The organism is Pelomicrobium sp. P1, from assembly GCF_052805615.1.
Genome location: NZ_JBRBEM010000021.1, coordinates 1 through 25,250 on the forward strand (window position 1 = coordinate 1; position 25,250 = coordinate 25,250).

32 protein-coding genes and 2 pseudogenes are annotated in these 25,250 nt (G+C 65.5%); 8 read left to right on the forward strand and 26 right to left on the reverse strand.

The window, feature by feature from the left end; all coding sequences use genetic code 11:
* Window positions 1-190: 190 nt before the first annotated feature.
* From merE to merA (ACUVYZ_RS16415), 16 genes and pseudogenes are all read right to left on the reverse strand, one after another.
* On the reverse strand, window positions 191-436 hold the full coding sequence (gene merE / locus ACUVYZ_RS16340; RefSeq protein ID WP_439935553.1) for a broad-spectrum mercury transporter MerE: 246 nt from the start codon (window positions 434-436) through the stop codon (window positions 191-193).
* Between the two features lie 33 nt (window positions 437-469).
* The gene (locus tag ACUVYZ_RS16345) at window positions 470-1,045 is read right to left on the reverse strand and encodes a CBS domain-containing protein (protein ID WP_439935552.1); all 576 of its coding nucleotides are present in this window, start codon (window positions 1,043-1,045) and stop codon (window positions 470-472) included.
* Window positions 1,046-1,112: 67 nt separating this feature from the next.
* On the reverse strand, window positions 1,113-1,883 hold the full coding sequence (locus tag ACUVYZ_RS16350) for a sigma-70 family RNA polymerase sigma factor (RefSeq protein ID WP_439935551.1): 771 nt from the start codon (window positions 1,881-1,883) through the stop codon (window positions 1,113-1,115).
* Window positions 1,884-2,016: 133 nt separating this feature from the next.
* On the reverse strand, window positions 2,017-3,681 hold the full coding sequence (merA, locus tag ACUVYZ_RS16355; protein WP_439935550.1) for a mercury(II) reductase: 1,665 nt from the start codon (window positions 3,679-3,681) through the stop codon (window positions 2,017-2,019).
* Between the two features lie 340 nt (window positions 3,682-4,021).
* Window positions 4,022-4,240, reverse strand: coding sequence for a MerR family transcriptional regulator (locus tag ACUVYZ_RS16360; RefSeq protein WP_439935549.1), 219 nt, complete (start codon window positions 4,238-4,240; stop codon window positions 4,022-4,024).
* Window positions 4,222-5,031 carry a putative bifunctional diguanylate cyclase/phosphodiesterase gene (locus ACUVYZ_RS16365; protein WP_439935548.1) on the reverse strand — a complete coding sequence of 270 codons (810 nt, stop codon included), beginning with the start codon at window positions 5,029-5,031 and terminating at the stop codon, window positions 4,222-4,224. Before ACUVYZ_RS16365 ends, ACUVYZ_RS16360 begins: the two co-directional genes overlap by 19 nt.
* On the reverse strand, window positions 5,028-5,480 hold the full coding sequence (locus ACUVYZ_RS16370) for a MerR family transcriptional regulator (protein ID WP_439935547.1): 453 nt from the start codon (window positions 5,478-5,480) through the stop codon (window positions 5,028-5,030). The genes ACUVYZ_RS16365 and ACUVYZ_RS16370 overlap by 4 nt, the downstream gene beginning before the upstream one ends.
* On the reverse strand, window positions 5,477-6,424 hold the full coding sequence (locus ACUVYZ_RS16375; protein ID WP_439935546.1) for a patatin-like phospholipase family protein: 948 nt from the start codon (window positions 6,422-6,424) through the stop codon (window positions 5,477-5,479). Before ACUVYZ_RS16375 ends, ACUVYZ_RS16370 begins: the two co-directional genes overlap by 4 nt.
* A gap of 27 nt (window positions 6,425-6,451) precedes the next feature.
* The gene (gene merB, locus ACUVYZ_RS16380; RefSeq protein WP_446033087.1) at window positions 6,452-7,102 is read right to left on the reverse strand and encodes an organomercurial lyase; all 651 of its coding nucleotides are present in this window, start codon (window positions 7,100-7,102) and stop codon (window positions 6,452-6,454) included.
* 4 nt (window positions 7,103-7,106) lie between these two features.
* The gene (locus tag ACUVYZ_RS16385; protein WP_439935544.1) at window positions 7,107-7,751 is read right to left on the reverse strand and encodes a hypothetical protein; all 645 of its coding nucleotides are present in this window, start codon (window positions 7,749-7,751) and stop codon (window positions 7,107-7,109) included.
* Between the two features lie 51 nt (window positions 7,752-7,802).
* Window positions 7,803-8,171, reverse strand: a complete 369-nt coding sequence (locus ACUVYZ_RS16390; protein ID WP_439935543.1) for a MerC family mercury resistance protein — start codon at window positions 8,169-8,171, stop codon at window positions 7,803-7,805.
* A gap of 37 nt (window positions 8,172-8,208) precedes the next feature.
* The gene (gene merA, locus ACUVYZ_RS16395; protein ID WP_439935542.1) at window positions 8,209-9,915 is read right to left on the reverse strand and encodes a mercury(II) reductase; all 1,707 of its coding nucleotides are present in this window, start codon (window positions 9,913-9,915) and stop codon (window positions 8,209-8,211) included.
* Window positions 9,912-10,208, reverse strand: a complete 297-nt coding sequence (merP, locus tag ACUVYZ_RS16400; protein ID WP_439935541.1) for a mercury resistance system periplasmic binding protein MerP — start codon at window positions 10,206-10,208, stop codon at window positions 9,912-9,914. Before merP ends, merA (ACUVYZ_RS16395) begins: the two co-directional genes overlap by 4 nt.
* 34 nt (window positions 10,209-10,242) lie before the next feature.
* Complete coding sequence (locus tag ACUVYZ_RS16405) at window positions 10,243-10,671, reverse strand: mercuric ion transporter MerT (protein WP_439935540.1); 429 nt, start codon at window positions 10,669-10,671, stop codon at window positions 10,243-10,245.
* 60 nt (window positions 10,672-10,731) lie between these two features.
* Complete coding sequence (locus tag ACUVYZ_RS16410; protein ID WP_439935539.1) at window positions 10,732-11,193, reverse strand: MerR family transcriptional regulator; 462 nt, start codon at window positions 11,191-11,193, stop codon at window positions 10,732-10,734.
* A 17-nt stretch (window positions 11,194-11,210) separates the two neighbouring features.
* Window positions 11,211-12,599 (reverse strand): annotated as a pseudogene (gene merA / locus ACUVYZ_RS16415) (mercury(II) reductase); the annotation flags it as partial.
* 86 nt (window positions 12,600-12,685) lie between these two features.
* Between merA (ACUVYZ_RS16415) and merR the strand changes: the two are divergent.
* Window positions 12,686-13,108, forward strand: a complete 423-nt coding sequence (gene merR, locus ACUVYZ_RS16420; RefSeq protein WP_439935538.1) for an Hg(II)-responsive transcriptional regulator — start codon at window positions 12,686-12,688, stop codon at window positions 13,106-13,108.
* Between the two features lie 57 nt (window positions 13,109-13,165).
* On the opposite strand, the gene ACUVYZ_RS16425 is transcribed toward merR, so the two are convergent.
* Window positions 13,166-14,140 (reverse strand): quinone oxidoreductase family protein, encoded by a 975-nt coding sequence (locus ACUVYZ_RS16425; RefSeq protein WP_439935537.1) that lies wholly within the window; start codon window positions 14,138-14,140, stop codon window positions 13,166-13,168.
* Between the two features lie 175 nt (window positions 14,141-14,315).
* Here ACUVYZ_RS16425 and ACUVYZ_RS16430 point away from each other — a divergent pair, with 175 nt between their 5' ends.
* On the forward strand, window positions 14,316-14,546 hold the full coding sequence (locus ACUVYZ_RS16430) for a YdcH family protein (protein WP_439935536.1): 231 nt from the start codon (window positions 14,316-14,318) through the stop codon (window positions 14,544-14,546).
* Window positions 14,547-14,646: 100 nt separating this feature from the next.
* Entirely contained in the window at window positions 14,647-15,774 is a 1,128-nt protein-coding gene (locus tag ACUVYZ_RS16435; RefSeq protein WP_439935535.1) for a GGDEF domain-containing protein, read from the forward strand.
* A gap of 54 nt (window positions 15,775-15,828) precedes the next feature.
* Here the strand turns inward: ACUVYZ_RS16435 and ACUVYZ_RS16440 are convergent, their stop codons facing one another.
* From ACUVYZ_RS16440 to ACUVYZ_RS16450, 3 genes and pseudogenes are all read right to left on the reverse strand, one after another.
* The gene (locus ACUVYZ_RS16440; protein ID WP_439935534.1) at window positions 15,829-17,136 is read right to left on the reverse strand and encodes a hypothetical protein; all 1,308 of its coding nucleotides are present in this window, start codon (window positions 17,134-17,136) and stop codon (window positions 15,829-15,831) included.
* A 337-nt stretch (window positions 17,137-17,473) separates the two neighbouring features.
* Window positions 17,474-17,620, reverse strand: a pseudogene (locus ACUVYZ_RS16445) (anti-sigma factor family protein); the annotation flags it as partial.
* A complete protein-coding gene (locus ACUVYZ_RS16450) occupies window positions 17,617-18,237 on the reverse strand; it encodes a sigma-70 family RNA polymerase sigma factor (RefSeq protein ID WP_439935533.1) in 621 nt (206 codons plus the stop codon). The pseudogene ACUVYZ_RS16445 and the gene ACUVYZ_RS16450, both read right to left, overlap by 4 nt.
* A gap of 143 nt (window positions 18,238-18,380) precedes the next feature.
* On the opposite strand from ACUVYZ_RS16450, the gene ACUVYZ_RS16455 reads away from it, so the two are divergent.
* A complete protein-coding gene (locus ACUVYZ_RS16455) occupies window positions 18,381-18,626 on the forward strand; it encodes a PsiF family protein (RefSeq protein ID WP_439935532.1) in 246 nt (81 codons plus the stop codon).
* Between the two features lie 67 nt (window positions 18,627-18,693).
* Here the strand turns inward: ACUVYZ_RS16455 and ACUVYZ_RS16460 are convergent, their stop codons facing one another.
* Window positions 18,694-19,128 (reverse strand): DUF411 domain-containing protein, encoded by a 435-nt coding sequence (locus tag ACUVYZ_RS16460; protein ID WP_439935531.1) that lies wholly within the window; start codon window positions 19,126-19,128, stop codon window positions 18,694-18,696.
* Window positions 19,129-19,276: 148 nt separating this feature from the next.
* Between ACUVYZ_RS16460 and ACUVYZ_RS16465 the strand changes: the two genes are divergently transcribed.
* The 3 genes from ACUVYZ_RS16465 (at window position 19,277) to ACUVYZ_RS16475 (ending at window position 20,606) form a co-directional block, all read left to right on the forward strand.
* On the forward strand, window positions 19,277-19,822 hold the full coding sequence (locus ACUVYZ_RS16465; RefSeq protein WP_439935530.1) for an alanine racemase: 546 nt from the start codon (window positions 19,277-19,279) through the stop codon (window positions 19,820-19,822).
* Between the two features lie 15 nt (window positions 19,823-19,837).
* The gene (locus tag ACUVYZ_RS16470) at window positions 19,838-20,155 is read left to right on the forward strand and encodes a hypothetical protein (RefSeq protein WP_439935529.1); all 318 of its coding nucleotides are present in this window, start codon (window positions 19,838-19,840) and stop codon (window positions 20,153-20,155) included.
* Window positions 20,156-20,312: 157 nt separating this feature from the next.
* Window positions 20,313-20,606: a calcium-binding protein gene (locus ACUVYZ_RS16475; protein WP_439935528.1), complete on the forward strand. Its 294-nt coding sequence runs from the start codon at window positions 20,313-20,315 to the stop codon at window positions 20,604-20,606.
* A 66-nt stretch (window positions 20,607-20,672) separates the two neighbouring features.
* Here the strand turns inward: ACUVYZ_RS16475 and iscA are convergent, their stop codons facing one another.
* The 5 genes from iscA to ACUVYZ_RS16500 all read right to left on the reverse strand — a co-directional run bounded on the left by iscA (window position 20,673) and on the right by ACUVYZ_RS16500 (window position 24,383).
* Window positions 20,673-20,996 (reverse strand): iron-sulfur cluster assembly protein IscA, encoded by a 324-nt coding sequence (gene iscA, locus ACUVYZ_RS16480; protein WP_439935527.1) that lies wholly within the window; start codon window positions 20,994-20,996, stop codon window positions 20,673-20,675.
* A gap of 67 nt (window positions 20,997-21,063) precedes the next feature.
* Window positions 21,064-22,224, reverse strand: a complete 1,161-nt coding sequence (locus tag ACUVYZ_RS16485) for a cysteine desulfurase family protein (protein WP_439935526.1) — start codon at window positions 22,222-22,224, stop codon at window positions 21,064-21,066.
* A complete protein-coding gene (locus tag ACUVYZ_RS16490; RefSeq protein WP_439935525.1) occupies window positions 22,221-22,700 on the reverse strand; it encodes a Fe-S cluster assembly transcription factor in 480 nt (159 codons plus the stop codon). The genes ACUVYZ_RS16485 and ACUVYZ_RS16490 overlap by 4 nt, the downstream gene beginning before the upstream one ends.
* A 90-nt stretch (window positions 22,701-22,790) precedes the next feature.
* The gene (gene cysE, locus ACUVYZ_RS16495) at window positions 22,791-23,543 is read right to left on the reverse strand and encodes a serine O-acetyltransferase (protein WP_439935524.1); all 753 of its coding nucleotides are present in this window, start codon (window positions 23,541-23,543) and stop codon (window positions 22,791-22,793) included.
* 117 nt (window positions 23,544-23,660) lie between these two features.
* Window positions 23,661-24,383 (reverse strand): RNA methyltransferase, encoded by a 723-nt coding sequence (locus ACUVYZ_RS16500; protein ID WP_439935523.1) that lies wholly within the window; start codon window positions 24,381-24,383, stop codon window positions 23,661-23,663.
* Between the two features lie 55 nt (window positions 24,384-24,438).
* Between ACUVYZ_RS16500 and ACUVYZ_RS16505 the strand changes: the two genes are divergently transcribed.
* The gene (locus tag ACUVYZ_RS16505; RefSeq protein ID WP_439935522.1) at window positions 24,439-25,239 is read left to right on the forward strand and encodes an inositol monophosphatase family protein; all 801 of its coding nucleotides are present in this window, start codon (window positions 24,439-24,441) and stop codon (window positions 25,237-25,239) included.
* Window positions 25,240-25,250: the final 11 nt, after the last annotated feature.

The following is a 25,250-nucleotide window of genomic DNA, read 5'->3' on the forward strand; positions in this document are numbered from 1 at the left end:
GCACGGGCTTGCGCTCTGCGCGACCTTCGGGGATGTTCTCCTCGGGGAAATGCTCCCGAATTCGCTCCCATCGTTCGTCGCTCAAACGCAGCATGAACCCAATTCTAGAAACTCATACGCGCGCAGACAACAATTTTGAGATAGGTTCTACCCATTCATGCTCACCTTTCCTTTTGAGCTTTGCAAAAAACTACAAATTCGATCCTCCTCGCGCAGCGTCATTCCGCAACAGCCGCATGGCGGCGGACAGCGAGAGCAGGAACAAGGCCCCCAGCACCGTCAACGCCACTCCCATGTGCTCGGTCAGGTAGGCGCCCGCTGCAGTCCCCGAGAGCAAAAGCGCAAGAACAGGCAAGTGGCAAGGGCAGGTCAGCGCAGCGAGGAACATCATGGCGTAACCGCCTCGCCGCCGGACGGCGCTTTTTTCGGAGTTCATTCGATTTTCCTCCACGAATCTCGGTCAAACCTTTCAGTCGCACTCGCCATGAGGATGTGCGAGCACTCGTTCGATGTCGGCGAAACTCTTGGCCATGCACAGAACATCGATACCCAGGCCGAGCTCCCGCTCGAGCCGGCTCGCCGAAAAAAGGCCCCGCACGATGCACCGGCCAGGCTCGGGTGGGCATTCGACCACCACCAAGTGGCGACATCCTGTGGCCTTGAAGGTGGCGACCACCTGGGCGATGCTCGCCCGGCGCACGGCCTCGTAGTCCAGTACTTCCCAGTCGGCCACGGGCGTCATGATGTTCCGGGCCAGGACATCGCGCCGGGAACAGCTCCGATCCTTGCATTCGATCGCCTGCAGGTATCGCAACGGCTTCTCCCCCTGGATATCGTCGGCGGTGATGAGCCCGATCAAGCGGGCATCGCGGCCGGTCACGAACAGCAGCCGCACGCCTGAATGGATCATGTGCTGCAGAGCCTGGTCGATGGAAATCCCGCCGTCCACGGTGATCGGGGTTACCTGCCGAAAGTCGGTCATGACGTTCAGGGCGAGCGCATCCGGTTTGAGCATCCCCGGCGCGAGGAAAGCCGGTCTCGCCAAAATGGGATCCCGTGTGATTTTCAACCTAGGAAGTGCGGTACCGATATTCACACTGTTACTCATAAGGTCACCCTCCTCGCATCTTTTTCCGTCTTAGGCCGTCACCTTCCTGGGAGGCGGCCCCCTCCCCCGCCGACCCTGCACGCGACGTGCAGCAACAATTCTCTGCCGGGGCACACGAAGTCATGTAACCGGCCCGCACAAGGCACCGTCGCAGACAGGCTTTCGCTCGCCACAGCATCGCTGAACAGGCGTTCATAGAAACCGCGTCTGCCGCCTTACAGGCTACGCCGAGGGGTTCGCCCATGAGCACCCGTAGGACGAAGGCTTGCGCTCGCTTCTCGGGCATTCCGGAGAGACAGCGGCCAACCACGTTCCAGAGCTCGCGAGCCTCCATCGCCTGCTCCGGCGTGCGCCCGTCGACGATAAAATCCCTCGTCGCTCCATGGGCAAGCTCCCCTTGTGCGCTTTCTTCATCGCTCTCCCAGTCCGGCGAGAAGTCAATCGCTACCCGCCGCGTGGCTTCCCGCTGCAAATCAATGATCTGGTGCTTGACAATACTGGCCAGCCACGAACGCAGCGACGAGCGCCCCTCGAACGACGCCAGATTCTCTAACGCGCAGACCAGGGCTTCCTGGACCGCCTCGCGCGCCATCTCGGGGTCGCGGGCTAGTGCCAACCCGAAGCGGTACAGGTAACCAAGATGGGGCTGCAGCGATGCGGGGTCTACCTGTCCCCCCAGCGGGCGACCGCCATTGACCGGCTGGGCGATGCGATGGTTGGGGGGCATGGTGTCTCCCGTCATACCGCTTTGACTCATGGTGCCATGCTTGCTCACAGGGCGCCCTCGTATCAAAGGCTAGACGCGGTACTCGGATACAGAGTCAAGCAGGGTTTTTCTCAAGACTTCGGCACCCCTGGCAAGCGAGCCTAACCCCGATGCCGATAGGGATAACACAAGGTGAGCCCGGCTACGCAGCGCAGCAGGAGAGCTGCTTCACGTCCTTGGTGAACGTTATCGCGGCGAGTTTCAGGCCCTCGACCATGGTGAGATATGGGTGGAACGTCTCGACGAGGTCCTGCACCCGCAAGCCGAAGCGGATGGCAAGGACGGCCTCCTGGGTCACTTCGCCAGCCTCGGCCGCCAGCACGTGAGCGCCAAGCAGCTTGCCGGTGTCCTCCTCGGCCACCAGCTTGATAAGCCCTTTCGTATTCCGAGCCGCGATAGCGCGGGGAACCTCGCTGAGCGACAGCACCGACGCGCGCACTTTTCTGCCTTCGGCCCGCGCCTGAGCTTCGGTCAGACCGACGCTGGCGATCTGGGGGTCGGTGAAGGTCACCCGCGGCAGCGGCACGAGATCGTAGATCCGGCCCGCATCGGTGAGAGCGTTCTCGGCGGCGAGGCTTCCGGCGTAAGCCGCCACATAAACGTACATGGGATCGCCGATGCAGTCGCCGGCGGCGAAAATATCCGGGTTATCGGTGCGCAAGTGCCGGTCGACGAGGATCTCGCCCCTTTCGCCGAGCTTCACCCCGGCACGCTCGAGGCCGAAGCCGGCCGTGGTCGGCCGACGGCCGGTGGCAACGAGCAACTGCTCGGATTCGATCGCGCGGATCTTGCCATCCACGACGGCCTCAAGCCGGTAGCCGGCCTCGCTCCGGCTCACACGCTCGATCGCCGCGCCGCAAAGCACCTGCATTTTTTCTTCCTCGAGGTAGCGGCACAGGGCCTTCCCGATTTCGGGCTCCTCCTGAGGTGCGATGCGGGGGCCGGCCTCGAGGAGCGTGACCTTGACGCCGAAGCGGTTGAAGAGCTGCGCGAGCTCGAGCCCGATCGCACCAGCACCGATCACCGCAAGGGTCGCGGGTAAGCGCTCCAGGCTCAGGGCGTCGGTGCTGTCGAGGTAGCTCGACTCGGCAAGACCCGGAATCGGCGGTGCCCAGGGCTTCGAGCCCGTGGCCACCAGGAGCTTGGCAGCGCTCAAGGGCTTGCCGTCCACGGCGACGCCGTGGCCGCCCGTGAGCTCGGCGTGGCCTTTCACGATGGTGATGCCGGGATAAGCGCTTGCTACGTCGACGTACTTGCCCTGCCGCAGGGCGGCGACCAGCTCGTCTTTCTGCCGGACGACGCGCTGCCAGTCCTGAGGTGGCGGACAAGCGCCCAGTCCCTCAAAGGCGGAATAGGCAGCGTGGTAGCAGTGCTCGGCCGCGCGGATGAGCGTCTTGGACGGCACGCACCCGATGTTGACACAGGTGCCGCCGAGGGTGCCGTGCTCGACGATGGCAACCTTGGCGCCCAGCTCGGCGCCCTTGATCGCCGCAGCGAAGGCCGCCGAGCCGCCGCCCACGATCACGAGGTCGTAGTCTGTCGCCTCGCTCTGCGGAACCTTGCGCCCGGCGTCCAGCTCGCGTCGCTCGCGCACGAGCGCCCGGTAACCTGCGCTTTCGACCGCACGGGCGATGGTCTCGTCGGCCAGCTCGCCTTTGACCAGCACTTCCGCCTTGCCAGCCTGCCAATTGGGCAGCCGGACTTCTTCGACCCCCTCCATTGCGGAAAGCGCTTTCCGCACATGGGCAGCGCAACCGTCGCAAGTCATACCCTCCACTTGCACAACGATCCATTGACGCTTTGACATCCTTCCCTCCTATCGTTCAGCACCCCACACTACAACCAACCACATCCCCGGGTGGACGGAAAAAAGTTAAGGGCCCTCATGCGCCCTGATCGGCCGGCGTGCTAGGACGGCCTTTGCGGGGGTTCGCGTCCGCACGCCGGCCCGATTTCTATGGCTGTGCTCGCTGAAGGTGTTCCAGCAGCCGGCAATCGGGAACTTCCTCGCCGGTGCAACGGTTAAGCTCTCGAGCAAGTGCGCGGCGTACCGCCAAGAGCTCTCTAAGCTTTGCATCGACGAGATTCAGGTGCTGCCTCGCAAGGTTCTCGACCTAAGCGCAGGTGTAACGAGGACCCTCCATGACCTAAAGCAGATCCTTGACCTCCGGGAGAGAGAAGCCCAGGGAACGACATCTCGCAATGAAGTTCAGGCGGGTAACGCTGCCGGCGCCGAAAACCCGGTAGTTCGCGCCCGTGCGACCCGCGGCCTTGATCAGCCCCAGACGCTCGGAATGCCGGATCGCCCTGGCCGTGACGCCGGTCTTGCGGGCAAGCTGTCCAACCGTCAGCGGTCTCGAGGACACGGCTCACGCTCCGATGCGGCTTTGATCCCCCAACGCTTTAGCTCGCCGGGAACCATCTCTGCACGCACGGCCGGGCTCACGAGGAATCCCTGGATTTCGTCGCAGCCATAACCGCGCAGCAGTTCGAGCTGTTGCTCGGTCTCCACGCCTTCGGCCGTGACCCTCATGTCAAGGCTATGACCGAGAAAGACAATCGCTTGGACGATCGCTTTGTCCGGCGTGTTGCGTGCAAGATTGCCGACAAACGAACTATCGATCTTGAGCTTGCTTACCGGACAGCACTGGAGCTGAGCGAGCGACGAATAGCCCGTGCCGAAATCGTCGATCGAGAGGTTCACGCCCATTGCCTTCAACGCCTTGAGGGATGCAATGGCGTGTTCCTCGCGCGCCATGGCGATGCTCTCGGTAATCTCGAGCTCAAGCCCCTCGGGCGCAAGGCCCGTCTCCCCCAGGATCCTGGCCACCGTCTCGTGCAGGTGCCCTTCCTGGAACTGCCAGGGCGAGACGTTGACCGCGACGGTCAATCCGCTCAGGCTGTTCCTTTGCCAAGCCTTGGCTTGCTCGCACGCGGTGCGCAATACCCAGACGCCGAGAGACACGATGAGCCCGGACTCCTCGGCGAGGGAGATGAACGTCGAAGGCAACCGGATCTCCCGCCCCGGCCGTTCCCATCGGAGAAGCGCCTCCACCCCGTTCACGACTCCTGAGCGCAGATCCACCGAGGGCTGATAATAAAGCCGCAGCTCGCCCTGTTGGAGCGCGAGTCGCAAGGCCGTCACATCGGGCATCATTTTACCGCGCGCTTCACCGGAGCCCCGTTCCGGCGTCTGTCCATGTCCTGCCGATTCCCGATGAGCGCCTCGACGACCGGGCACTTAAGGCCCGCTTCTTTTCGTTCGCAAGCTTCCATCATCACCTGCAGCGTGTGCTGCAGGGCCTGAAGGGCGGCAATGCGCGCGCCAATCTGGGTAAGCTTGTTCGCGGCGAGCCGCCGCGCGTCGTCGCAGCGTCCCGCGTCCAGCGCAAGCAGTTCCCTGATCTCGTCGAGACTGAACCCAAGCTGCTGGGCCCGCTTGATGAACCGCACCCGATCCGCCGTATCCTGCGGATAATGGCGGAAGCCGTAAGCAGGCTTCTGCGGCTGTTCGATCAGGCCGATTCTTTGGTAATAGCGGATCGTCTCGACGATCACGCCGGCCGCTTTGGCCAGCTTTCCGATGGTCAGGGCGCGGCTGGTCATGAGCTTCTCTCTACCAGGCCGGTGAGCGTGTCCGTTCCGCTCGCTCCCGGAACTACAGGAGCACACGTCAGGGCATTCTGCGCCTGCGCAAGGGGGACAAGATACTCGATGCTCTGCCGGTAGCCCGCCTCGATCAGCTCTGCCGTGTAGGAAAAGTCGAGCAGCCCGATATCCCAGGCCAGCCTGGGACGCACCACATGGATACGAACCAGAGAGCCCAACCGCTCGAGATCGACGTTGTACTTGCTGTCCATGGCGATGGAAAAACTCCGGGTCATTACTTCGAGCAGGCTAATGTAGCGTTTCAGGACCGGATCGCAGCAGACACATTCGATCATCAGCACGGTACGGGCGCCTAATTCGTAAGCCCTGTCCAGGGGGGCCTTGTTGGCCACACCGCCGTCTACATGCTGGTGGGCGCCGATGACGACAGGCGGAAACAGCCCCGGGAGACTCATGCTAGCCACGACGGGCTCGATGAGATCCCCACTGCCAGACCAGTAAACGGGCGCGCCGAGCTGCAGATCGGTGGTCACCACGGTCAATGGCATCTCGAGCTTTTCGAAGCGCTGGACAGGGAGGGCTTGCCGCAGGGTTCGACGCAGACGTTCCAGGCTGAACAGCCCGGGTTGGTCACGCAAGCCGAACAGCCACGGCAGGTTCCACGAGAGGGCATCCCTGCGCCGGAATTTGAGCCAAAGCTCCGCCAGCGCATCCGGGCTCATTCCTGCCGCGATGAACGCTCCATTCAAGGCACCGATCGAGCTTCCAATGACGAAATCGGGGCGCAACCCCAGCTCCCACAACGCCCAGTAGAAGCCGACCTGCAAGGCACCCCGACTGTTGCCGCCGCACAGGACCAGCGCTACCGGCGGCTCGATCCCAAGGGCAGGATCGACCGGCCTTGTTCCAGCCGAAGCCCTATCGCTAGAGATGGTAGACACCGACTGCTCCCGATTCGTGTAGCGCTGTCACAGAGGCCCGTAGTGCTCTAAGAGCTTGTGCTGGAACGCGAAAAACGCGTTCCCGATCGCTGCGGCTTCAGGCAACGAAAAAGCGGCGGACTCTCCCGGGACCGAGCAGTAGCGGCAGATGAAGGTAATCCCGGCACACAAGCTGTCGCAGCACGGGCCCGCGTGAGACGCGGATGGCTCCCACAGGATGCGGATTCCTCGGTCGAAATCATGGGGCAGGGCGCCGTTGGCCTCCAGATCGCAGGCTAGGCGGCACCGGCAAACTGTGCAGCGCGCTTCGATGCGAACCGGCCGCCGGACCAGCCGCGGGATGGCAAGCGCGTCGATGGCGCACATCGCGTAGACAGGGCTGCCCGAATACTGCACCCGGATGCCGGTCTTGCGCGCGCTGAAGGGATAGCAACCAATGCCGCTTTCGCCTATCACCAAGGCGTCCATCGCAGTCAGCTCGTCGAGAACCGCAAGGGGCGCTATGTCGGCTCGCGGCGGCATCCCATGGCGCACCCAATGCAAAATCACCTGGGCATACACGGCCTGCACTGCTGGCTGAGCCCGCTTGATCCGCTCCTCCAGGGGAAAATCGCGCCGGAGTCGGTCCAGCGATTCGAGGACCCGGGCCCTGCGCTGCGCTCGACCCACTTCCACCATTGAGTCAATCCCTGTCCGAAATCGGACGGTACCCCGCCGAGATCACTTTTTGCAGCACGCCAAGCTGCCCTATGCTGAGATATCGCCTCCCGGCCGCCATGGTTCCTTGGAATATTCTCTCTCGGCGTGCCTGTTCCGGCTCCGGGGAGTAGTTGATGAACTCGTGTCGGCAAACCTCGGCGAAAGCAGCCTGTAGCGTTTCGCTTTGCCCATCGGGCAGCGGTAGCCTCTTGCGTAATCTACGCACTAGCCTCGCCGCTATGACTTCGGCCTCTTCTTCGCTGAGCCGATCCACCTGCGCTCCACGATACCAGCCGATGCCGAAAACAAGATCTTTCAACGCCTGCTCCCGCTCAATTCCCTTTATCTCCTCCTCCATTGTCAGACCGTGGACTAGAAGAAGCGCTTTCAGCGTTTGAGCGCTGGGGGTTGCACTCTTCCACACCAAGCACAGCATCGTCCCAGAGCGGTGGAGCCAGGCCTGCGCGACGGAGGATTCCCGCTCCAGCGCTTCTAACAACGGTTTGGCGCGCGAACCGCAACCGAGTCCCGGAGCGGCCCGGCAGCCTAAGGAGACTCTGAGTACACTGGCGGACATGGACGAGTACGCCCCGAGACGGAACGAGCGCATGTTGTCCGATTTCTTCACGGCGTGACCTCCCCTATGGAAGAAACGCCAATGGGCCCGGGCCGATAAACATCAATTACTCGAACAAGCGCGTTGCCGGCGCTTCCTTTGAAAATCCCAGACGCTCCCGGCGACAATCGCCGCAAGCCCCCCGTAAACCAAAAAAGGGCCGACCCATAACCCCACGAGCGCGACGATTGCCCCGCTCAGCCCCAGGTAGAACGGAGCGGGGCTGCCGTGGGCCCGTGTCGAACGATAAAGGAGCCAGACGCTCAGTCCGAGGAGCGCTCCATAAAGCGGGATCAGAAACGCGTCGTTGATCAGGAAGCCCGCGCCGATAGCGGTGACCGCCGAGAGCGCCGCGCTCACGCCGAGGCAGCACGCGGCGGCGAACCCCGCTCCAAAAACGCTGCCGAATTGCTTGATTAGATCCGCTAGCATAGGGTCCTGTCCTGCTCTTCGTCATTGCGCCGCTCGCTCACCCTGCGCAACACGAGAGCTGTCTCACATCCTTGGTGAAGGTTTGAGCGCAGAGCTTCAGTCCTTCGACCATGGTGAGGTAAGGGAACAATTGGCCCGCCAAGGCCTGCACCGTCATGCGGTTTCCGATGGCAAGCGCGGCAGCCTGGATCAGTTCGCCCGCCTCCGCCGCGAGCGCCTGAACACCGATCAGACGGCCGGAGCTCCGCTCCGCGACCAGTTTGATGAATCCACGCGTATCGAAGTTCGCGAGCGCCCGCGGCACGTTATCCAAGGCAAGGATGCGGCTCTCCGCCTCGATGCCCAGTTTGGTCGCCTGGGCTTCAGTCAAGCCCACCGTCGCCACTTGCGGATCGGTGAACACCACTGCCGGCATCGCTGATAGATCGAGGGTTTCCGCGCCGCCCAGCATGTTGAGCGCCGCCCGAGTGCCAGCCGCGGCCGCCACGTATACGTAGCTCGGCAGGGTCGTGCAATCGCCAGCAGCATAGATGTGTTCAATGGACGTACGCATGTGCTCGTCCACAATGATGGCGCCGTTGGCATCGGTCTTGACGCCCGCCTTGTCCAAATCCAGCGCAGAGGTGTTTGGCTTACGGCCCGTCGCCACCAGCAAGCGGTCGCCGATCAGCTTTTCGCCGCCCACATCGACAGTGAACCGCTCGTTGTCGAAGCCCACATACCTGGGCGCGGTATGCGTGAGCACGCGCATGCCTTCACCTTCCAACGCCGCCTTGAGCCCCTCGCCGATCGCCGGATCTTCCTTCGACAACAGGGTCGAACGAGCGACGAGGGTCACCTTGGAGCCTAGGCGCAGAAAAGCTTGTCCCAACTCCACAGCGACCACTGAGCCGCCGTAAACGATCAGGTGCCTGGGCAACCGCTGCGCAGCCAGTGCCTCGGTCGACGTCCAGTAAGGGGTGCTCTCCAGGCCGGGCGTGGCGGGAACAGCCGGCGAAGCGCCCGTGGCGATCAATATCCGGTCCGTCCGCAGTTCCAATTCCCTGCCGTCGGGCCGCACCACAATCAGCGTGTGAGCATCTTTGAAACGCGCAAAACCCCTAACAAATGTTATTCCATGGTTGGCTTTAAGTATGCTCTCATACTTAGCGTGACGCAGCGCCTCGACCCTGGCTTGCTGCTGCGCGACTAACCTTGTGCGTTCCACCACGGCCGGCTGTCTCGCCAGACCATCAAATGGATGGTGTGCCTGGAGATGCGCCACATGCGCCGCCCGGATCAAGATCTTGGAGGGCACGCAACCCACGTTGACACACGTTCCCCCCAGCGTGCCGCGCTCGATTAGAGTCACTCGAGCACCCTCCCCGGCAGCGCGGATGGCCGCGGCGAAGGCCGCCCCGCCGCTTCCGATGATCGCAATGTGCAACTGGGCCGGCTTCTTGTGCTGACGACCGAAGAGGTCCTTGACGACCCCCAAGAGGGGCCCCTCGCGCACGCGCGGTTTCTCTTTTGCCTCGGCAGCTACGCGCTGATCCGGAAGCCACACTTTATAGCCTTTAGCTTCGATCGCCTCGACGAGCTCAGAGGCTACCACTTCACTTGTGGTTTGAATGTGAGCGATTCCGTCAGGGTACGAGACAACGGCCTTGATCACGCCAGCGACGCTGGCAAGTGTTTTCTCGATCCCCTGCGCGCAGTGGTCGCAGGTCATCCCCGAGATCCCAAGCCTATGAGTCACCGTCATCGCCTTGCTCCCTCTTTGATGAATGAGGGATAACCCGCCTCGGCGGTCGCTCGCATTAGCGCGTCAGGCGAGGTTTTGCTATCGTCGTAGGTGACTACGGCTTCCTTGGGCTCATAGGTCACCTTGGCCTTGAGTACGCCAGGAACTCTTTCCAGACTCTTCCTCACCGTGATCGGGCAAGCTGAGCACGTCATGCTCGGCACCTCGAGCACGACGGTTTGCGTAGCCGGGAAAGCCGGCGTGCTCATCAGCACGCCCAGGCCGAAGACGGCGGCAAACGTCAACCCACGCATACTCATCTCCTGGATCTCCTATACATAGGGTGAATCAGTAGAACAGGGGGGCAAGGTAGGGTGAAGCCCCGGCCAGCAAGACCAGCGCGGAGACGGCCCAAAACAAAGCCTTGTACAGGCGATCGACGCGCGGCGTCGCGCAGACAGCGCCGGAGGCGCACGCTTGCTCCGGCCGGGCGCGGTAGAGCTTGCGGTAGGCGAGAACCAGGGCGGTCACCGCGGCGACGAGAAACAAGGGTCGATAGGGCTCGAGCGCGGTCAGGTTCGCCATCCAGGCGCCCCCGAAGCCCAGGCTCACTAGGACCAGAGGTCCCAGGCAGCACAGCGATGCACCGACCGCGGCAAGCACCCCTCCCGCCAGCGCACCGCCTACGAGTTTTTCTTTGGCACTTTGGCGGCTGTTCAAAGCACGCTCCGCCTTGAGTGTTCCAGCTTCCAACGCATGGTCTTTGACTCGCGACATCGATCACCTCCAAGGTATGAATATCGTGGCGAATGCTAGAGAAGGTACCTAAGTACAATGTCAAGCGCCCGAGGGCATTTCGGCTTCCGAAGCGGTAATCGGCTCAAGCGTCCCGAGTGTGCTGGCCGATCGGCGCACACGGGGCGTGGGTCGTGGGATGCCCACGGCCTCTTTGCTGGGTCCAGGCGGCTTCCGAAGGACGATCAGTGCGGCATCCAGAACAGCCAACGCGCTGCGCACGCCTGCGATATACGCTCGGATCGTCGCGACACCGCGAGCCATTCGTCGTTCGTCGTCCTCGTCCAGCGCGTGAACAACTTCAGCCAACGCATCGAGAGGAATGCCAGCCGCTCTCCCCGCGCGGATCCATCGCAGGCGCTCCAGGTCGCTCGCGTCATAAATGCGATAACCAGAGAGCGTGCGGCCACATGCCCTTAGCAATCCACGCTCGGTATAGTTGTGCACGAGATGGATGCTGACCTTGGCGTTCCGAGCCAGTTTCGAGATCGTGTATGTCTTCATTGCCTCTTTCTCTTGCCTCATCCCGCGCAGCAGGAGAGTTTCTTGACGTCCTTGGTAAACGTCTGGGCGCAGAGCTTGAAGCCTTCCACCATGGTCAAGTAGGGGAAAAGCTGATCGGCCAGCTCGGCCACGGTCATCCGGGCACGCAGCGCGAGAGCGGCCGCCTGGATGATCTCCCCCGCCTCGGGGGCAAGCACATGGGCGCCGAGCAGTCGCCCGCTTCCCCGCTCCGCGACCAGCTTGACGAAGCCCCGGGTATCGAAGTTGGCGAGCGCCCGGGGAACGTCTTCCAGGCGCAAGGTCCGGCTTTCCGCCTCGAAATCCCTCGTCCGGGCCTCCTCCGCGGTCAACCCCACCGCCGCCACTTGGGGCGAAGTGAAAACCACTGCGGGCATGGTGGAGAGGTCCAGGCGCGCATCCCCGCCCAGCATGTTAATGGCGGCCCGGGTGCCGGCCGCCGCCGCCACGTACACGAATTGGGGAAAGCCCGTGCAGTCGCCCGCGGCGTAGATATGGGGCACCGAAGTACGCAGGCCCTGGTCGACTAGGACGGCGCCCGCCCGGTCGGTCTCGACCCCGATTTCCGCAAGTCCGAGCCCCAGGGTGTTGGCCCGCCGGCCGGTGGCCACCAGCAGCCGGTCGCCGGTGATCTGCTCAGCCCCAGCATCGAGAGTAAAGCGCCCGCCCGCGTACGCGACCCGCTTAACTTCGGTCCGGGTGAGGATTCGCGCGCCTTCTTCCTCCAGCACGTGCTGAAGCCCTGCTCCCAAGTCGGGATCCATTCTGGGCAACAGGGAGAGAAGCTCGACGATGGTCACCCGGGCGCCCAGATGCAAGAACGCCTGGCCGATCTCCAGCCCGACGGCGGAGCCCCCCAGCACGATCAGGTGTTCGGGAACTTCCTCCGCCACCAGGGCCTCGGTAGAAGTCCAGTAAGGTGTACCGGCCAGGCTGGGGATCGGCGGGATAGCGGGGGAAGCGCCGGTGGCGATGAGAAAGCGATCAGCGGCGACGGTCTCCTCCCGGCCGTCGCGGCGGGTGACGGCGAGGGAGTGGGAGTCGCGAAACCGCGCCGATCCCTCTAGCAGCCGGATGTTAGGGTTTTCCTCCAGGACGCGGCGGTACTTGGCGTGGCGCAACCGATCCACCAGCGCCTGCTGCTGGGCCACCATCGCGTCCCGGCGAATGACCGGCCGGCGCCGCTCCAGGCCGTCGAACGGGTGAGCCGCCTGCAAGCGGGCGATCTCCGCGCCGCGGATGAGCACCTTGGAAGGCACGCAACCCACGTTGACGCAGGTGCCGCCCAAGGTTCCGCGCTCGATCATGGTAACCCGCGCCCCTTCCTCGGCGGCGCGGATGGCGCAGGCGAACGCCGCCGAGCCGCTGCCGATAATCGCGATGTGCAGAGAAGTCACGATGCCCCCTTCTTCCCAAACGGTTCGGACGGGGATAGCCTGCATTGCGTACCATAGTCCGCAGTCAAGGAGCGATCATGGCGAAGATGAAAGGACCGGGACCGGCGGACACGTTGACCGTCGGGCAGGTGGCCCGCGCCGCCGGAGTCAACGTGGAGACGATCCGCTTCTACCAGCGGCGCAAGCTCATGGATAAACCGGAAAAGCCCTTCGGGGGCGTGCGCCGCTACCCCCGGACGGCCGTGGACCGGGTGCGCTTCATCAAGCGGGCGCAGCAGCTCGGTTTCACCCTGGAGGAAGTCCGCAACCTCCTCGCCCTCGAGGACGGGCGAAGTTGTGCCGAGGCGCAGCGGCTGGCCACGGCCAAGCTCGCGGCGGTGGAGAGCCGCATCGCGGACCTCCAGCGCATGCGCCGGGTGCTCAAGGCCCTAATCGGCGAGTGCCACGCGCGCCGCGGTAAGCTCGCCTGCCCCATCATCGCCACCCTGTCGGAAGGGTGAAGCAGGGTGGAAAATGAGCGTGCCGGGCGACGGATTTGACCGCCGCCTCGTCATCGATCACACGACGAACACCGTCGAGCCGGTGGTCTTGCGCGCTTGCAGGTCCCGGTGGGCCTGGGCGGCCTCCTTGAGGGGATAGGTCTGGTTGATCTCGATGCGGATCTTGCCGTCCAGCACCATCTGGAACAGGGCGTTGGCCGACATCACCAGGTCTTCCCGTTTGGCGGTGTAGTGCATCAGCGTGGGGCGCGTGAGATAGAGCGACCCCTTGGCGGAAAGCACTCCCACGTCAAGGGGCGGCACGGGGCCGGAAGACTGGCCGAAGGAGACCAACATGCCGAACATCCGCAGGCAATCCAGGGACTTCATGAAGGTATCCTTGCCCACCGAGTCGTAGACCACGTCGCACTTGCGCCCGCCGGTGATGTCCAGCACCCGGGCGACGAAGTTCTCCCGGGTGTAGACGATGGGATACTTGCAGCCGTGGGCCTCGGCGAGCTTCGCCTTCTCGTCGCTGCCCACGGTGCCGATCACGGTCGCTCCCAGCGCCCGGGCCCACTGGCACAGAATCAGCCCCACGCCGCCCGCCGCCGCATGTACCAGGACGGTGTGCTCCGACCCGACCCGGAAAGTGCGGCGCACCAGGTATTCAGCCGTCATGCCCTTGAGCATCATGGAGGCGGCCTGCAGGTCGCTGATCCCTTCGGGCACCTTGACTAAACGGTCCGCGGGCATGAGCCGCGCTTCCGCATACGCTCCCATGGGGGGCGAGGCGTACGCCACCCGGTCGCCGGGCTTGAGCTCGGTCACGCCCTCGCCCACTTCCTCCACCACGCCGCACGCTTCCAGCCCGGGCGTGGCAGGAAGGGAGACCGGGTACAACCCGCTGCGGTGGTAGACATCGATGAAATTGAGCCCCACGGCGGTGTGCCGCAGGCGCACTTCGCACCGGCCGGGAGAGCCCACCTGGATTTCCTCCCAGCGCAGCACCTCCGGTTCCCCGGTCTCGTAGAAGCGTATCGCGTGCGGCATTCAGGCCTCCTTTTCAAAGAGATGGGTCGCGGCCGCCGGCCTCGCGGCGTGGGGGTGTACCCATTGTCGAACGGCGGGAGTATGCTAGCGAAAAGCCGTTCGGAACCTCAACCGCGGGCGGGTCGCCCCGGGATCCCGGCGTCCGCCCGCACCTTTGGCCGAAAGGAGGCGATCGATGTTCGTGAGCGGAGGATACGCCATGGAAGAGGAGGAAATCGAAGCAATCAAGCGCAAAATCAAGGAACTGGAGCTGGAGCACCGAGATCTGGACGACATCATCAAGCGCTTGTCCGAGGACGTCTACCAGGACGAGCTGCAGTTGCGGCGCCTCAAGAAACGAAAACTTTACCTTAAAGACCACATTGCCCTGCTGGAACGCCGGCTCACCCCGGATATCCCGGCCTAGCAACAAGGCCTACCGAATTCCATGAAAAGCGCGCTTCCGCCTTCGCGAGCGCGCTTTTTCATTACCGCCGGGCGGCTTGAGTCCGCCGCGAGCGCTGTCCGTGGGTAAACCGCCCTCCTTCCCAGCCATGCCTCCCGATTCCAACGAGTACCAGCTCATCGACGGCCTGCGGCGCCAACTGGAGTTTCTCACCACCCAGGCCCGGGACAACGAGCAGGTCCTGCGCCGCTTCCAGCAATGCGAACTGGCCTTGATCGGCGCGGTGGGCTTTGCCGCCTTGTTCGAGGCCCTCTTTCACCGTACCCGCCGCCTGCTACGTCTGGCATGGGTCAGCCTGGTGCTGCTGGATGGGGATTTCGAGCTGAGGCGTACCCTGGAAACCCTGGAAGTCGATCCGGCGGAGTTTCCCGACCTGGTCTTCGCGGATGACCTGGGTGGCCTGGAACGGCTCCTCGGACCGCGCCGTTCTCCCTGGCTCGGGCCCTTCGATCCCGCCCTCCACGGCGGGCTGTTCTCGGGGGGATCGCCGCGCAGTTGCGCGGTGCTGCCCCTGCTGCGCCGGGAGCGGCTGATGGGCGTGCTCACCCTGGGCGCCAGGGAACCCCAGCGCTACGCCCCGGGCCTGGGCACCGACTTCCTGATGCACCTGGCGGCGGTGGCGGCCGTGTGTCTGGAGAACGCTACCTACAGCGAACGGCTGAAGCACCTGGGCATCACCGACGCCTTAACCGGCGTCCACAACCGGCGCTACTTCGAGGAGCGGTTGGGGGAAGAAGTCGCCCGGGCGGCCCGCAAAGGAGAGCCCCTCGCCTGCCTGCTCTTGGACATCGATCGCTTCAAGCACGTCAACGACGTCTACGGGCACCAGGAGGGGGACCGGGTCCTGCGGGAGGCGGCCTCCCGCATCAAGCGGGAGCTGCGCTTGACCGATGCGCTGGCCCGCTACGGGGGCGAGGAGTTCGCCGTGCTGCTCGGCGGCACGGACGAGGATCTCGCCCGCCATATCGCCGAACGGGTGCGCCGCGCCATCGGCGGGACGCCGTTCCGGCTGATGCACGGGGAGGAAATCCGCATCACCCTCTCGGCGGGCGTGGCGGTGCTGCGCCCGGGCCCGGGTTCCTCCGAGGCCGCCGCCCGGGACCTGGTCCAACGGGCGGACCGGGCCCTCTATCACGCCAAGCAGGGCGGGCGGGACCGGGTCTGCAGCGCCGATCAGGCCGCCGGCTGAGGAACGGCCCGAGGAACCGGCCCGATCACGGGTCCAGGAAGGGACCGGATCCGCTCACAGGATCAGGGCGGCGAACAGCCATAAAACCACCGCCCCGGCCGCCACCATGCGCAAGGCGTAAGCCGCGTTCCAGGCGAGGAGCTTGCGCCCCTGCACGCCGAAGCGCCCCTGGAGGGCCAGGGCCAGTCCCGAGAAGGGGTTGCAGGGGGTGGCAATGCCCCATGCCATGAGAATGGTCAGGGCCAGGAGATCCTGGTGGGGGGCGACCGGCGCGAGCCAGGCGCTGGCGGTGGCCACCGATATGACCGGGTGGATCCCCACCAGGGACAAGGCCACGATCAGCCCCAGGACCAGGGAAGCTTCCAGGGGCCCGAACCCGTGGAACGGCAGCCCCGGCCCCAGCAGCTTGAGCACGGCGCCCAGCCCGGAGGCGAACACCGCCGCCGAGAGGAACAGATGGACTTCCCCCGCCATGCCCGAAAGCCGGGTAGTCACGTGGCGAGAGAGACGCCGGGCCGCAGCGCCCGGGCCGCTGCGCAGGAGAAGCAGCGCCACGGCCGCGAGGGGCGCCAGCAGGGTGACGCCCGACAGGACCGACCAGCCGGGAATGAGGGCGTGGAGGGCGATCACGCCCGCCGCCAGCGAGAGGGGCAGCGCCAGGGAGTCCAGGTGCATGGGATAGCCCCGGAAGCCTTCGCCCCGGGCGGGATCCCCGGAGGTGAGGTCTAGCCAGGTGAAGAAGAGCCCCAGGGCGGCGAAGGGCACGCCCACCCCCATCAGCTTCGCAAAATTCGCTCCAGGGGCAAAGGAAAGGGCCGTGGCCATGGCCGCCCAGAAAGGGGACCAGAAAGCCGCCGCACCGAAGGAGCGGGAGAGGGCGATCACCTGGCTGCGCCCCAGCCGGGCGCCCAGGGCGATCCGCTCGCCCACGATCAGCACGGTGGACAGGTTGATGACGCCGCCGAAGAGGTGCACCCCCAGCAGGGTCCGCCCCAGGGCCCGGCGACCGTGGGGGAGCGCTTCCTCCGTGGGCCGGGCGAGGGTGACGAGCTGGAGGAAGGAGACGGCGATCAGCATCGCCACCAGGGCGTTGTTTTGGGTCAGGGCCTGGCGCACCAGCGCCTCTTCCCCCAGCGGCGCGCCGGCCATGATGCCCGCCGCGCCCAGGAGCAGCATGGCCAGCACCGGGATGCGCTGCTTGGCGCTCAGGCGGCGCCAGAGCAGCAAAGCGGCCGTCCAGCCGAGCACGCCCGCCGCCTCCAGGGGAACGGCGGGCCGGATCTGGTGGGCCATGACCAGGACCACGAAGGCGACCAGGGTCCAGCCGCCGAGCCGCTCGGAGCGCGTGGGAGCGTCGAGCAAAGCCGGCCCTCAGGGGCGCCCCGCCCCGGCCGGGCGGGCAAGCCTCGTAGTCGCGATCGAATCCATGGGGAAGCGGAAGCGCCGGGCACGCCCCGGTCAGCCCTGCATGGTACAGAAAGGCGCGGGACGAAGAAAGAAACCGCCGCGCCGGCGGCGGCGAGATTCAGCCCTCTCTTTCGTGGCCCGCGCCGTTGGGACGGCCGGCGGACCGGGGGGGCGCTCCCTCTTCGGCGATGCGCCGGCGCACCGCCTCCAGGATCTCGGCCCGACGTTGCTGGTCCAGCCCGGCGAGGCGGTCGCCGTGGCGCTCCAGGGCCTCCTCCAGCATGCCCGCCGCCCTGCCGATAAATTCGATCTGCCGGCCGTAGCGACGGCACATCTCGCAGGCGAGGAGGTGCAGGCGCAGGGCCAAGCGCTCCCGCCAGGCGAGGCGCACGTCCCGGGCCCGGGAGATCAACTGGGAGGCTTCGCGGCAGGTGATCATGGATCTCGGTTTCTCTGGGCGGATTCGAACCACCGCTTTTCGAGGCATCGGCGCAGCCGATGGCGGGCCCGGTGCAACAACACCCATAAATTAGACGCCGTGATCCCCAGGTCCTTACAGATCGCCTCCGCCTCGATCCCGTGGACCTCTCGCAGGACGAAGGCCGAGCGCTGGAGCTCGGCCAGATCGTCCAGGCACGCCTGGACCGCCTCCCAGAACCGGGCCCGCTCCAGGCTCGCCTCCGGGTCGCCCCAGGTCCCGGGCGGGACGGCGTGGTGCCCGTCCTCGCGCCAGGACTCCTCGTCCTCCGCCCCGATGGCGTCCGGGTCGAAGGGCCCGGCCGCCAGCGCCTCCCGGACGCTCGCGCGGAAGTGGTCGGCGATCTTGTTCTTGAGGATGGCGGTGAGCCAGGTCTTCTCCGACGCCCGCCCCTGGTAGCCGTGGCGCCCCTTCCAGGCGGCGAGCAGGGTCTCCTGGACCAGGTCCTTCGCCTGCTCTTCATTTTTTACCATGACGAGGGCATAATGGAGGAGCGCGTCTCCGTGCCGGGTCAGCCACCCCGCCACGTCGAGGGGGCTCTCGCCAGGAGTGTCTTCGTCGGGTGGAGCTTGGGCCATGGAGGGCTCGGTGCTGGAAGGGGTTCCAGTATTTCCCAGCCCCCGCCCCAGGTCAATCGGGCCGGCCGTCCACGAGACGCGCGCCCGCCCGCTCAGGTGGGTTTCCATCCTAACTGCATAACATCGACGAAAGGAGAAGCCACATGAAAACCTTTGCTTCAGCGAGAGGCCTCGTCTTGGCCAGAGGCCTCGTCCTGGCCGCCGGCCTCGCCTTCTGCGCTGCCGCTTCCGCCGCCGAGGATAAGCCCTTGACGCCCCAGCAGCAGCGCATGGCGGATTGCTCCAAGGAAGCGAAAGCCAAGGGGCTCTCTGGGGATGCGCGCAAGGACTTCATGCGGGAGTGCCTAAAGGGCGGCAAGCCCGCCGCGTCCAAGGGCGCTTCCGGCTGATCCCCACTCCTCTGACCGCCGCCCAGGAAGGAGGGCCGCCCCGCCGGCGGCCTTCCATCGCCGGCGTTCAATAGCGCATGTACACCTGCGCTTCGCCCTTGTCGTCGAAGGTGTAGACGTTGTAGGGCTGCGGGTCAGGTCCCTCCATGCCCGGCGATCCCACCGGCATCCCCGGCACGGCCAGGCCCTTCACCGGCGGCCGTTCCTGCAGCAGTCGCTTGACCGCCTCCGCCGGCACGTGGCCCTCCAGCACGTAGCCGTCCACGACGGCGGTATGGCAAGACGCGAGGCGGGGGCGCACCCCGTAGCGGGCCTTGATCTCGGTAAGATCCACCACATCCCGGGAAGTCACCTGGAAGCCGTTTTCCCGCAGGTGCTCGACCCACTTTCCGCAGCAGCCGCAGTGGGGATTTTTGTAAACGGTGACCTCGCCCGCGGCTTGCGCGCCCGACGAAATCACCAGCGCGGTGGCGAGCAGGCTCCTGCGCAAGGTGCGGATCATGGCGTTTCTGCTCCCCGTGAATTGCCAGAAGGGCCTGGCGCCGGCCGGGCCCTGACGGAGCGCCGCGGCGCCCGACCGGCGCAACCTTAGCTATTGTAACGGTCAGCGCCGGCCCCGGCACCCGTCAACCCTTGCCTGAGGAACCCCGGTGGCCCCACCTCCGCCCGCTGAGTTCGGCATGCCCCTGGAGGAAGTCGACACCCCGGCCCTCCTGGTCGACCTGGACGTTCTCGAGCGTCACCTGCGCCGCATGGCGGATTCCCTCCGGGGCCTGCCCGTGCGGCTTCGCCCCCACGCCAAGAGTCACAAGTGCCCGGAGATCGCCCGCCGGCGGATGGCCCTTGGGGCGGTGGGGGTGTGCTGCCAGAAAGTGAGCGAGGCCGAGGCCCTGGTGGAAGGGGGCATCGTCGACGTGCTGGTGTCCAACGAGGTGGTCGGCCGGCGCAAGCTCGAGCGCATCGCGGCTCTCGCCCGCCGGGCCCGGGTGGCGGTGTGCGTGGACGATGCCGGCAACGTGGACGAGCTGGACGCGGCCGCCCGGCGCGCTGCCATCGACGCGGCCGTGGGCCACGTGCAGGCCACGGTGGGGCTGCTGGAGAACCACGGCATCCCCTGTCCCTGGGTGACCGGCGGCGGCACCGGCACCTACCTCCTGGAGGCCGCCAGCGGCGCCTACCGGAAGGTGCAGCCGTAGGGTTCCTATGTCTTCATGGACGCGGACTACGCCAGGGACCTGGGGGGGGCGCCTGAGGCCTCGCCCCCTCCGCCCCCCTTTGAGCTGAGCCTTTTCGTGCTCGCCACGGTCATGGGCCGGCCTGCGGCCTCCCGTGCGGTGGTGGACGCCGGCCTGAAAGCCTTCAGCGTGGACTCGGGACTGCCCCTGGTCCACGGCCGCCCGGACATCGTCTACACCCGCGCCATGGACGAGCACAGGGCGCTGGAGCCCGCGCCGGGGGCGAGGCTGCCGGCCCTGGGGGGAGAAGCTCCTCCTGGTGCCGGGCCATTGCGACCCCACCGTCAACCTTGACGACTGGTACGTGGCCGTTCGAGGGGGGCGGGTCGAGGCCCTGTGGCCCATCACCGCCCGGGCTGCCGTCTGGTAAGGACGTCCCCCCGGGAAAACTTCACGCCCCATGCCGCGGTCGAATTTAGCGTCTGCGGAAGAAGAGGAAAGGAGGGGAACCATGAAAAAAACCGTCGTCGCCCTGTCGTTGCTTCTCGTCGCTGGAAGCGCCCTGGCCCTGGCCCAAAGCCCCGAGGACTACTACAAGCGCCGGGCCCAGGAGTACGTGGCCCTGTTCGAGCAGTACGATGTGAACCGGGACGGGCGCATTAGCCGTTCCGACATCTTCGGGCACATTGAGCTGCTGGCCCGCTTCAACGACATCGACGTCAACCGGGACGGCTACATCACCCGGGAAGAGATGCAGGCCTACGTGGACCGGCAGTACCTGTCCCACATCGCGGCGGGCAAGTAACGAGCGCCCGAAAAAAAGAAAGCGGGACGCCGGTCCCGCTTTCTTTCGGGCCCGGAAAGACTCGCTTCAGACGCTGAAGCTCTCCCCGCAACCGCACTCGTCCTTCACGTTGGGGTTACGGAAGGTGAAGCGTTCGTTGAGGCCCTCCCGGGTGAAGTCCACTTCCGTGCCGTCGAGGAAGGGCAGGCTCTTGGCGTCCACCAGCACCTTGACCCCGTGGCTTTCGAACAAGGTATCCCCTTCCCGCGCCTCGTCGGCGAATTCTACTTTGTAGGCGTAGCCGGAGCAGCCGGCCGTACGCACCCCCAGCCTCAAGCCCAGGCCCCGGCCCCGCTTTTCCAGGAAGCTTCGAACGTGTTTCGCCGCTGTTTCGGTCAACGTCACTGCCATAGAATTCGCTCCTTGCCGTCGATTGGCTTATTTTAGCGCCACGTCCCGGCGGCGTTAACCGCTCCCATCAGAGGGCGAGGGCGCTCAGGCGCCGCAACCGAGCCACCACGCCCCCCAGGGCCTCCAGGAAAGCCTCCACCTGGGCCTGGGTGTTGCCGCGCCCCAGGCTCACCCGCACCGCCCCCCGGGCGAGCTCGGGGCTGACCCCCATGGCGAGGAGCACCTCACTTGGACCCGTCTTCAGGCTGGAGCAGGCGGAGCCGCTCGCCACGCAAAAGCCCAGCCGGTCCAGCTCGATCACCAAAGTCTCGCCATCGATGCCTTCGAAGGCGAAATAGCTCGTATTGGGAATGCGGGCCGCACCCGCGCCGAAAATCACGGCGCCGAGGCTCGCCACCCCCCGCTCCAACCGGTCCCGCAGGCGGGCAAGCCCCTCAGCGTCCTGCCGCCAGCGGGCCCTGGCGAGCTCGCAGGCGACCCCCATGCCCACGATGGCGGGCACGTTTTCCGTGCCGGCCCGCAGCCCTCCTTCGTGGCCGCCGCCGCTGATCAGGCCCTTCACCGACACCCGCTTGTCTAGCACCAGGGCCGCCGCCCCTTTAGGACCGTAGACCTTGTGGGCCGACACCGTCAGCGCGTGCACGCGAAGCGAGCGGAAGTCCACTTCCATCTTCCCTAGAGCTTGTACCGCATCACTGTGTACCCAGGCCCCTGCCCCTCGGCCCCGTTCAGCGATGCGAGCCACGTCCTGGATTACCCCTGTCTCGTTGTTGGCCAGCATCACCGACACGATCCCGGTGGGCTGCGTCAGGGCCGCCTCGTAATCGCCGAAGTCGAGCCGTCCCTGCTTGTCCACCGCGATCCGGCGGCACTGCCACCCTTGGCGGATGAGCTCCTGGGCGGGCTTCGCCACGCAGGGGTGCTCCACCGCCGACACGAGGATCTGGGAGGGCTTGAGGAAAGCGGCGGCCCCCTTGATAAACAGATTGTTGGCTTCCGAACCGCCGCTCACGAACACCACCTGGGAAGGCTGAGCGCCCACCGCTTCGGCCACCTGCTCCCGCGCCCGGTCCACGGCTTTGCGCGCCCGGGTGCCCAGCTCATGGCGGCTGGACGCATTGCCGAAGTCTGCGCGCAAATAGGGCAGCATGGCCTCCAACACCCGCTCGTCCAGGGGCGTGGTGGCGTTGTGATCGAAGTAGACCGGATCCACGACGGCAGGGCTCAAACCGAAACCGCGGGCTCGGGACTGGTTCTGCCGCCCGCCTTGCGCTGGTCCTTCAGGACCGCCACGCTCTCTTGCCGCTGTTTCGCCACCAGCTGGGCCAAGCTCACCGAGGACAGATACTCGTAGATTCTCTCGTTGAGACCGGCCCATAGCTCGTGGGTCATGCAACGCTCCCCGTCCTTGCAGTCTTCCTTTCCGCCGCACAAAGTGGCGTCGATGGGCTCGTCCACCGCCAGGATGATGTCGGCCACGGAGATTTCCGCCATGGACCGGGCGAGGGTGTACCCGCCCCCGGGCCCGCGCACGCTCTCCACCAGCCCGTGGCGCCTCAGCTTGCTGAAAAGCTGCTCCAGGTAGGAGAGGGAAATCTTTTGCCGCTCGCTGATCCCGGCAAGGGCGGTGGGCTTTGCGCCTCCCTGGAGCCCCAGGTCGATCATGGCGGTCAACGCGAAGCGTCCCTTAGTGGTCAGTCTCATGCCCGCTGTCCTTTTCTCCCGGTTGCCCGCTTTAAAATTCAACTCATTGAAAATATTAATAATAAGACAAGGATAAAATACACAACTAAATTAGTCAACTATTTTGTTCAGATAAGCGGCGTCGAACTTGTCCTCTAGGGCTTTGAGCTCGTCCACCCGGGCGCCCAGCCGGTCCAGGGCCTCGATGATCTTGTTGAGCCGCTGGTCGGTGACCACCGTATGGTCGAGCAAACCGTGGATCGCCTTCACGATGGGATCATCCATGTCCTGGCTGATAGCGTAGGCGGAAAAGCCCATCTGCTCCGCCTGGCGCTCCCGGGCGTCCTTGCGCGAATCGTCCACCAACCGGGCCGGGATCCCCACCGCGGTGGCGCCGGGCGGCACGTCCTTGACCACCACCGCATTGGAGCCGATCTTGGCGCCATCGCCGACGGTGATGGGGCCGAGCACCTTGGCGCCGGCGCCGATCACCACCCCCCTGCCCAGGGTGGGATGGCGCTTGCCCTTGTTCCAGGTGGTTCCGCCCAGGGTGACCCCGTGGTAGAGGGTGCAGTCGTCGCCGATCTCGGCGGTCTCCCCGATCACCACGCCCATGCCGTGGTCGATGAAGAAGCGCCGGCCGATGCGCGCCCCCGGATGGATTTCAATGCCGGTAAGCCACCGGCCGATGTGCGAGACGAACCGCGCCAGCCACTTGAAGCCCATGAGCCACAGCCGGTGGCTCACGCGATGGATGACGATGGCATGAAAGCCAGGATAGCAGGTGATCACCTCCCAGGCATTGCGCGCGGCCGGGTCCCGGTGAAAAACGCTGGCGATGTCTTCTCGAAGTCGGTCGAACATGCGGGTATCCTTGAATCGCTGTACGAGTATCCATTTCCCAACCAATTCGGTCAAGAATTCGGCCGGGACTCGTACATCGCTCGGACCGCCCGCACTGCCGATCCATGAACGCGCTTGTCATTCCCTGGCCACCGCCTTGAGGATGCCCCGCAGGAGGCTCACCTCGTCCTTTTCCAGGCGGGCGCGATCGAAGATGCGCCGCAACCGCCGCATCGACCGCCCCGACCGCTGCGGTTCCAGGAAGCCGACGGCGAGAAGGGTGCGCTCCAGGTGGGCGTAGAAATGCTCCATGTCCTCGTGGCGCGCCATCTCCCGCGGGCTCGCCTCCAGGCTTCCCGCTTGGGGCAAGGCCATACGCAGCTCGTAGCCCATGACTTGCACGGCGGCCGCCAGGTTCAGGGAGTGGTAATGGGGGTTCCCGGGAATATGCACCACCATCCGGCAGCGCTGCAATTCCTCCCGGGTGAGCCCGCTCGCCTCGTTGCCGAACACCAGCGCCACCGGCCCGGCCCGGGCGAAGGCAAGCAGCTCCGGCGCGGCCTCCCGAGGCGTCAAAGGCTGCGGCGCCAGCTCCCGGTGGCGAGCGGTGAGCCCCGCCGCCAGCACGGTGCCCGCCAGCGCCTCGTCTAGGCTGTCCCATTGCCGGGCCCCCTCCAGTACGTCTGCCGCCGCCGCGGCCATAGCGGTCGCCTCCGGGTCGGGGAAGCGCCGGGGGCGCACCAGGTATAGCGCCGTAAGCCCCATGGTCTTCATCGCCCGCGCCGCAGCGCCGATATTGCCCGGGTGGCTCGTGCCCACGAGCACCACGCGCACCCTCTGCAGCGGATCGGGTTTATTCACCGGGGGAATCGCACTACAATGCGCGGATTCTTCGTAACCCAGTCAACAGCGTCCCATGCATCCCATGCTGAATACCGCCGTCAAGGCGGCGCGGCGCGCCGGCAACATCATTCTGCGCGCCGCCCGGGACCTGGATCTGGTGAAGGTCAGCGCCAAGGGGTACAACGATTTCGTGTCGGAGGTAGACCGCGCGGCCGAAGAAGCCATCATCGAAGTGTTGCACAAGGCCTATCCGGACCATGCCATTCTAGCAGAAGAGAGCGGCGGCCATGGGCGTTCGCCGTACCAGTGGATCGTGGACCCCCTGGACGGCACCACCAACTTCCTCCACGGCATGCCCCAGTATGCGGTGTCCATCGCCCTCATGCACAAAGGGACGCCGAGCCAGGCCGTGGTCTACGACCCCGTCCGCAACGATCTGTTCACCGCCAGCCGGGGCGCCGGCGCCTATCTGAACGACCGGCGCATCCGCGTGAGCAAGCACCCGAGCCTGGAAGGGGCGCTGATCGGCACCGGCTTCCCTTACTCCCGCAAGGAGCACAGCGAGGCGTATCTCGCCATGCTGCGCGACGTGATGGGAATCGCGGCCGGCGTGCGACGGCCGGGGGCCGCGTCCCTGGACCTGGCGTATGTAGCCGCCGGCTGGTACGACGGTTTCTGGGAACTCGGGCTCTCCCCCTGGGACATGGCGGCCGGCTGCCTCCTCATCACCGAAGCGGGCGGCCTGGTGGGTGACCTGAGGGGGGAACCCCATCACTTGAAGAGCGGCCACATCGTCGCCGGCAACCCCAAGGTGTTCGTCGAGCTGCTCAAGGCGATCGCGCCCCACCTCACCGAGAAGCTGAAGAACCCCTGATTCCCGCCACG

Excerpts from the sequence above, each read along its gene's own strand:
- ACUVYZ_RS16460 (WP_439935531.1), bottom strand. The coding sequence starts at position 19,128 with ATGATCCGCACCTTGCGCAGGAGCCTGCTCGCCACCGCGCTGGTGATT.
- ACUVYZ_RS16490 (WP_439935525.1), bottom strand. The coding sequence starts at position 22,700 with ATGAGACTGACCACTAAGGGACGCTTCGCGTTGACCGCCATGATCGAC.
- merB (WP_446033087.1), bottom strand. The coding sequence starts at position 7,102 with ATGGTGGAAGTGGGTCGAGCGCAGCGCAGGGCCCGGGTCCTCGAATCG.
- ACUVYZ_RS16475 (WP_439935528.1), top strand. The coding sequence starts at position 20,313 with ATGAAAAAAACCGTCGTCGCCCTGTCGTTGCTTCTCGTCGCTGGAAGC.
- ACUVYZ_RS16425 (WP_439935537.1), bottom strand. The coding sequence starts at position 14,140 with ATGCCGCACGCGATACGCTTCTACGAGACCGGGGAACCGGAGGTGCTG.
- ACUVYZ_RS16505 (WP_439935522.1), top strand. The coding sequence starts at position 24,439 with ATGCATCCCATGCTGAATACCGCCGTCAAGGCGGCGCGGCGCGCCGGC.
- ACUVYZ_RS16430 (WP_439935536.1), top strand. The coding sequence starts at position 14,316 with ATGTTCGTGAGCGGAGGATACGCCATGGAAGAGGAGGAAATCGAAGCA.
- ACUVYZ_RS16455 (WP_439935532.1), top strand. The coding sequence starts at position 18,381 with ATGAAAACCTTTGCTTCAGCGAGAGGCCTCGTCTTGGCCAGAGGCCTC.
- merR (WP_439935538.1), top strand. The coding sequence starts at position 12,686 with ATGGCGAAGATGAAAGGACCGGGACCGGCGGACACGTTGACCGTCGGG.
- iscA (WP_439935527.1), bottom strand. The coding sequence starts at position 20,996 with ATGGCAGTGACGTTGACCGAAACAGCGGCGAAACACGTTCGAAGCTTC.
- ACUVYZ_RS16370 (WP_439935547.1), bottom strand. The coding sequence starts at position 5,480 with ATGACCAGCCGCGCCCTGACCATCGGAAAGCTGGCCAAAGCGGCCGGC.
- ACUVYZ_RS16450 (WP_439935533.1), bottom strand. The coding sequence starts at position 18,237 with ATGGCCCAAGCTCCACCCGACGAAGACACTCCTGGCGAGAGCCCCCTC.
- merA (WP_439935542.1), bottom strand. The coding sequence starts at position 9,915 with ATGACGGTGACTCATAGGCTTGGGATCTCGGGGATGACCTGCGACCAC.
- ACUVYZ_RS16390 (WP_439935543.1), bottom strand. The coding sequence starts at position 8,171 with ATGCTAGCGGATCTAATCAAGCAATTCGGCAGCGTTTTTGGAGCGGGG.
- ACUVYZ_RS16405 (WP_439935540.1), bottom strand. The coding sequence starts at position 10,671 with ATGTCGCGAGTCAAAGACCATGCGTTGGAAGCTGGAACACTCAAGGCG.
- ACUVYZ_RS16470 (WP_439935529.1), top strand. The coding sequence starts at position 19,838 with ATGGACGCGGACTACGCCAGGGACCTGGGGGGGGCGCCTGAGGCCTCG.
- ACUVYZ_RS16365 (WP_439935548.1), bottom strand. The coding sequence starts at position 5,031 with ATGATGCCCGATGTGACGGCCTTGCGACTCGCGCTCCAACAGGGCGAG.
- cysE (WP_439935524.1), bottom strand. The coding sequence starts at position 23,543 with ATGTTCGACCGACTTCGAGAAGACATCGCCAGCGTTTTTCACCGGGAC.
- ACUVYZ_RS16410 (WP_439935539.1), bottom strand. The coding sequence starts at position 11,193 with ATGAAGACATACACGATCTCGAAACTGGCTCGGAACGCCAAGGTCAGC.
- merA (WP_439935550.1), bottom strand. The coding sequence starts at position 3,681 with ATGTCAAAGCGTCAATGGATCGTTGTGCAAGTGGAGGGTATGACTTGC.
- merP (WP_439935541.1), bottom strand. The coding sequence starts at position 10,208 with ATGCGTGGGTTGACGTTTGCCGCCGTCTTCGGCCTGGGCGTGCTGATG.
- merE (WP_439935553.1), bottom strand. The coding sequence starts at position 436 with ATGAACTCCGAAAAAAGCGCCGTCCGGCGGCGAGGCGGTTACGCCATG.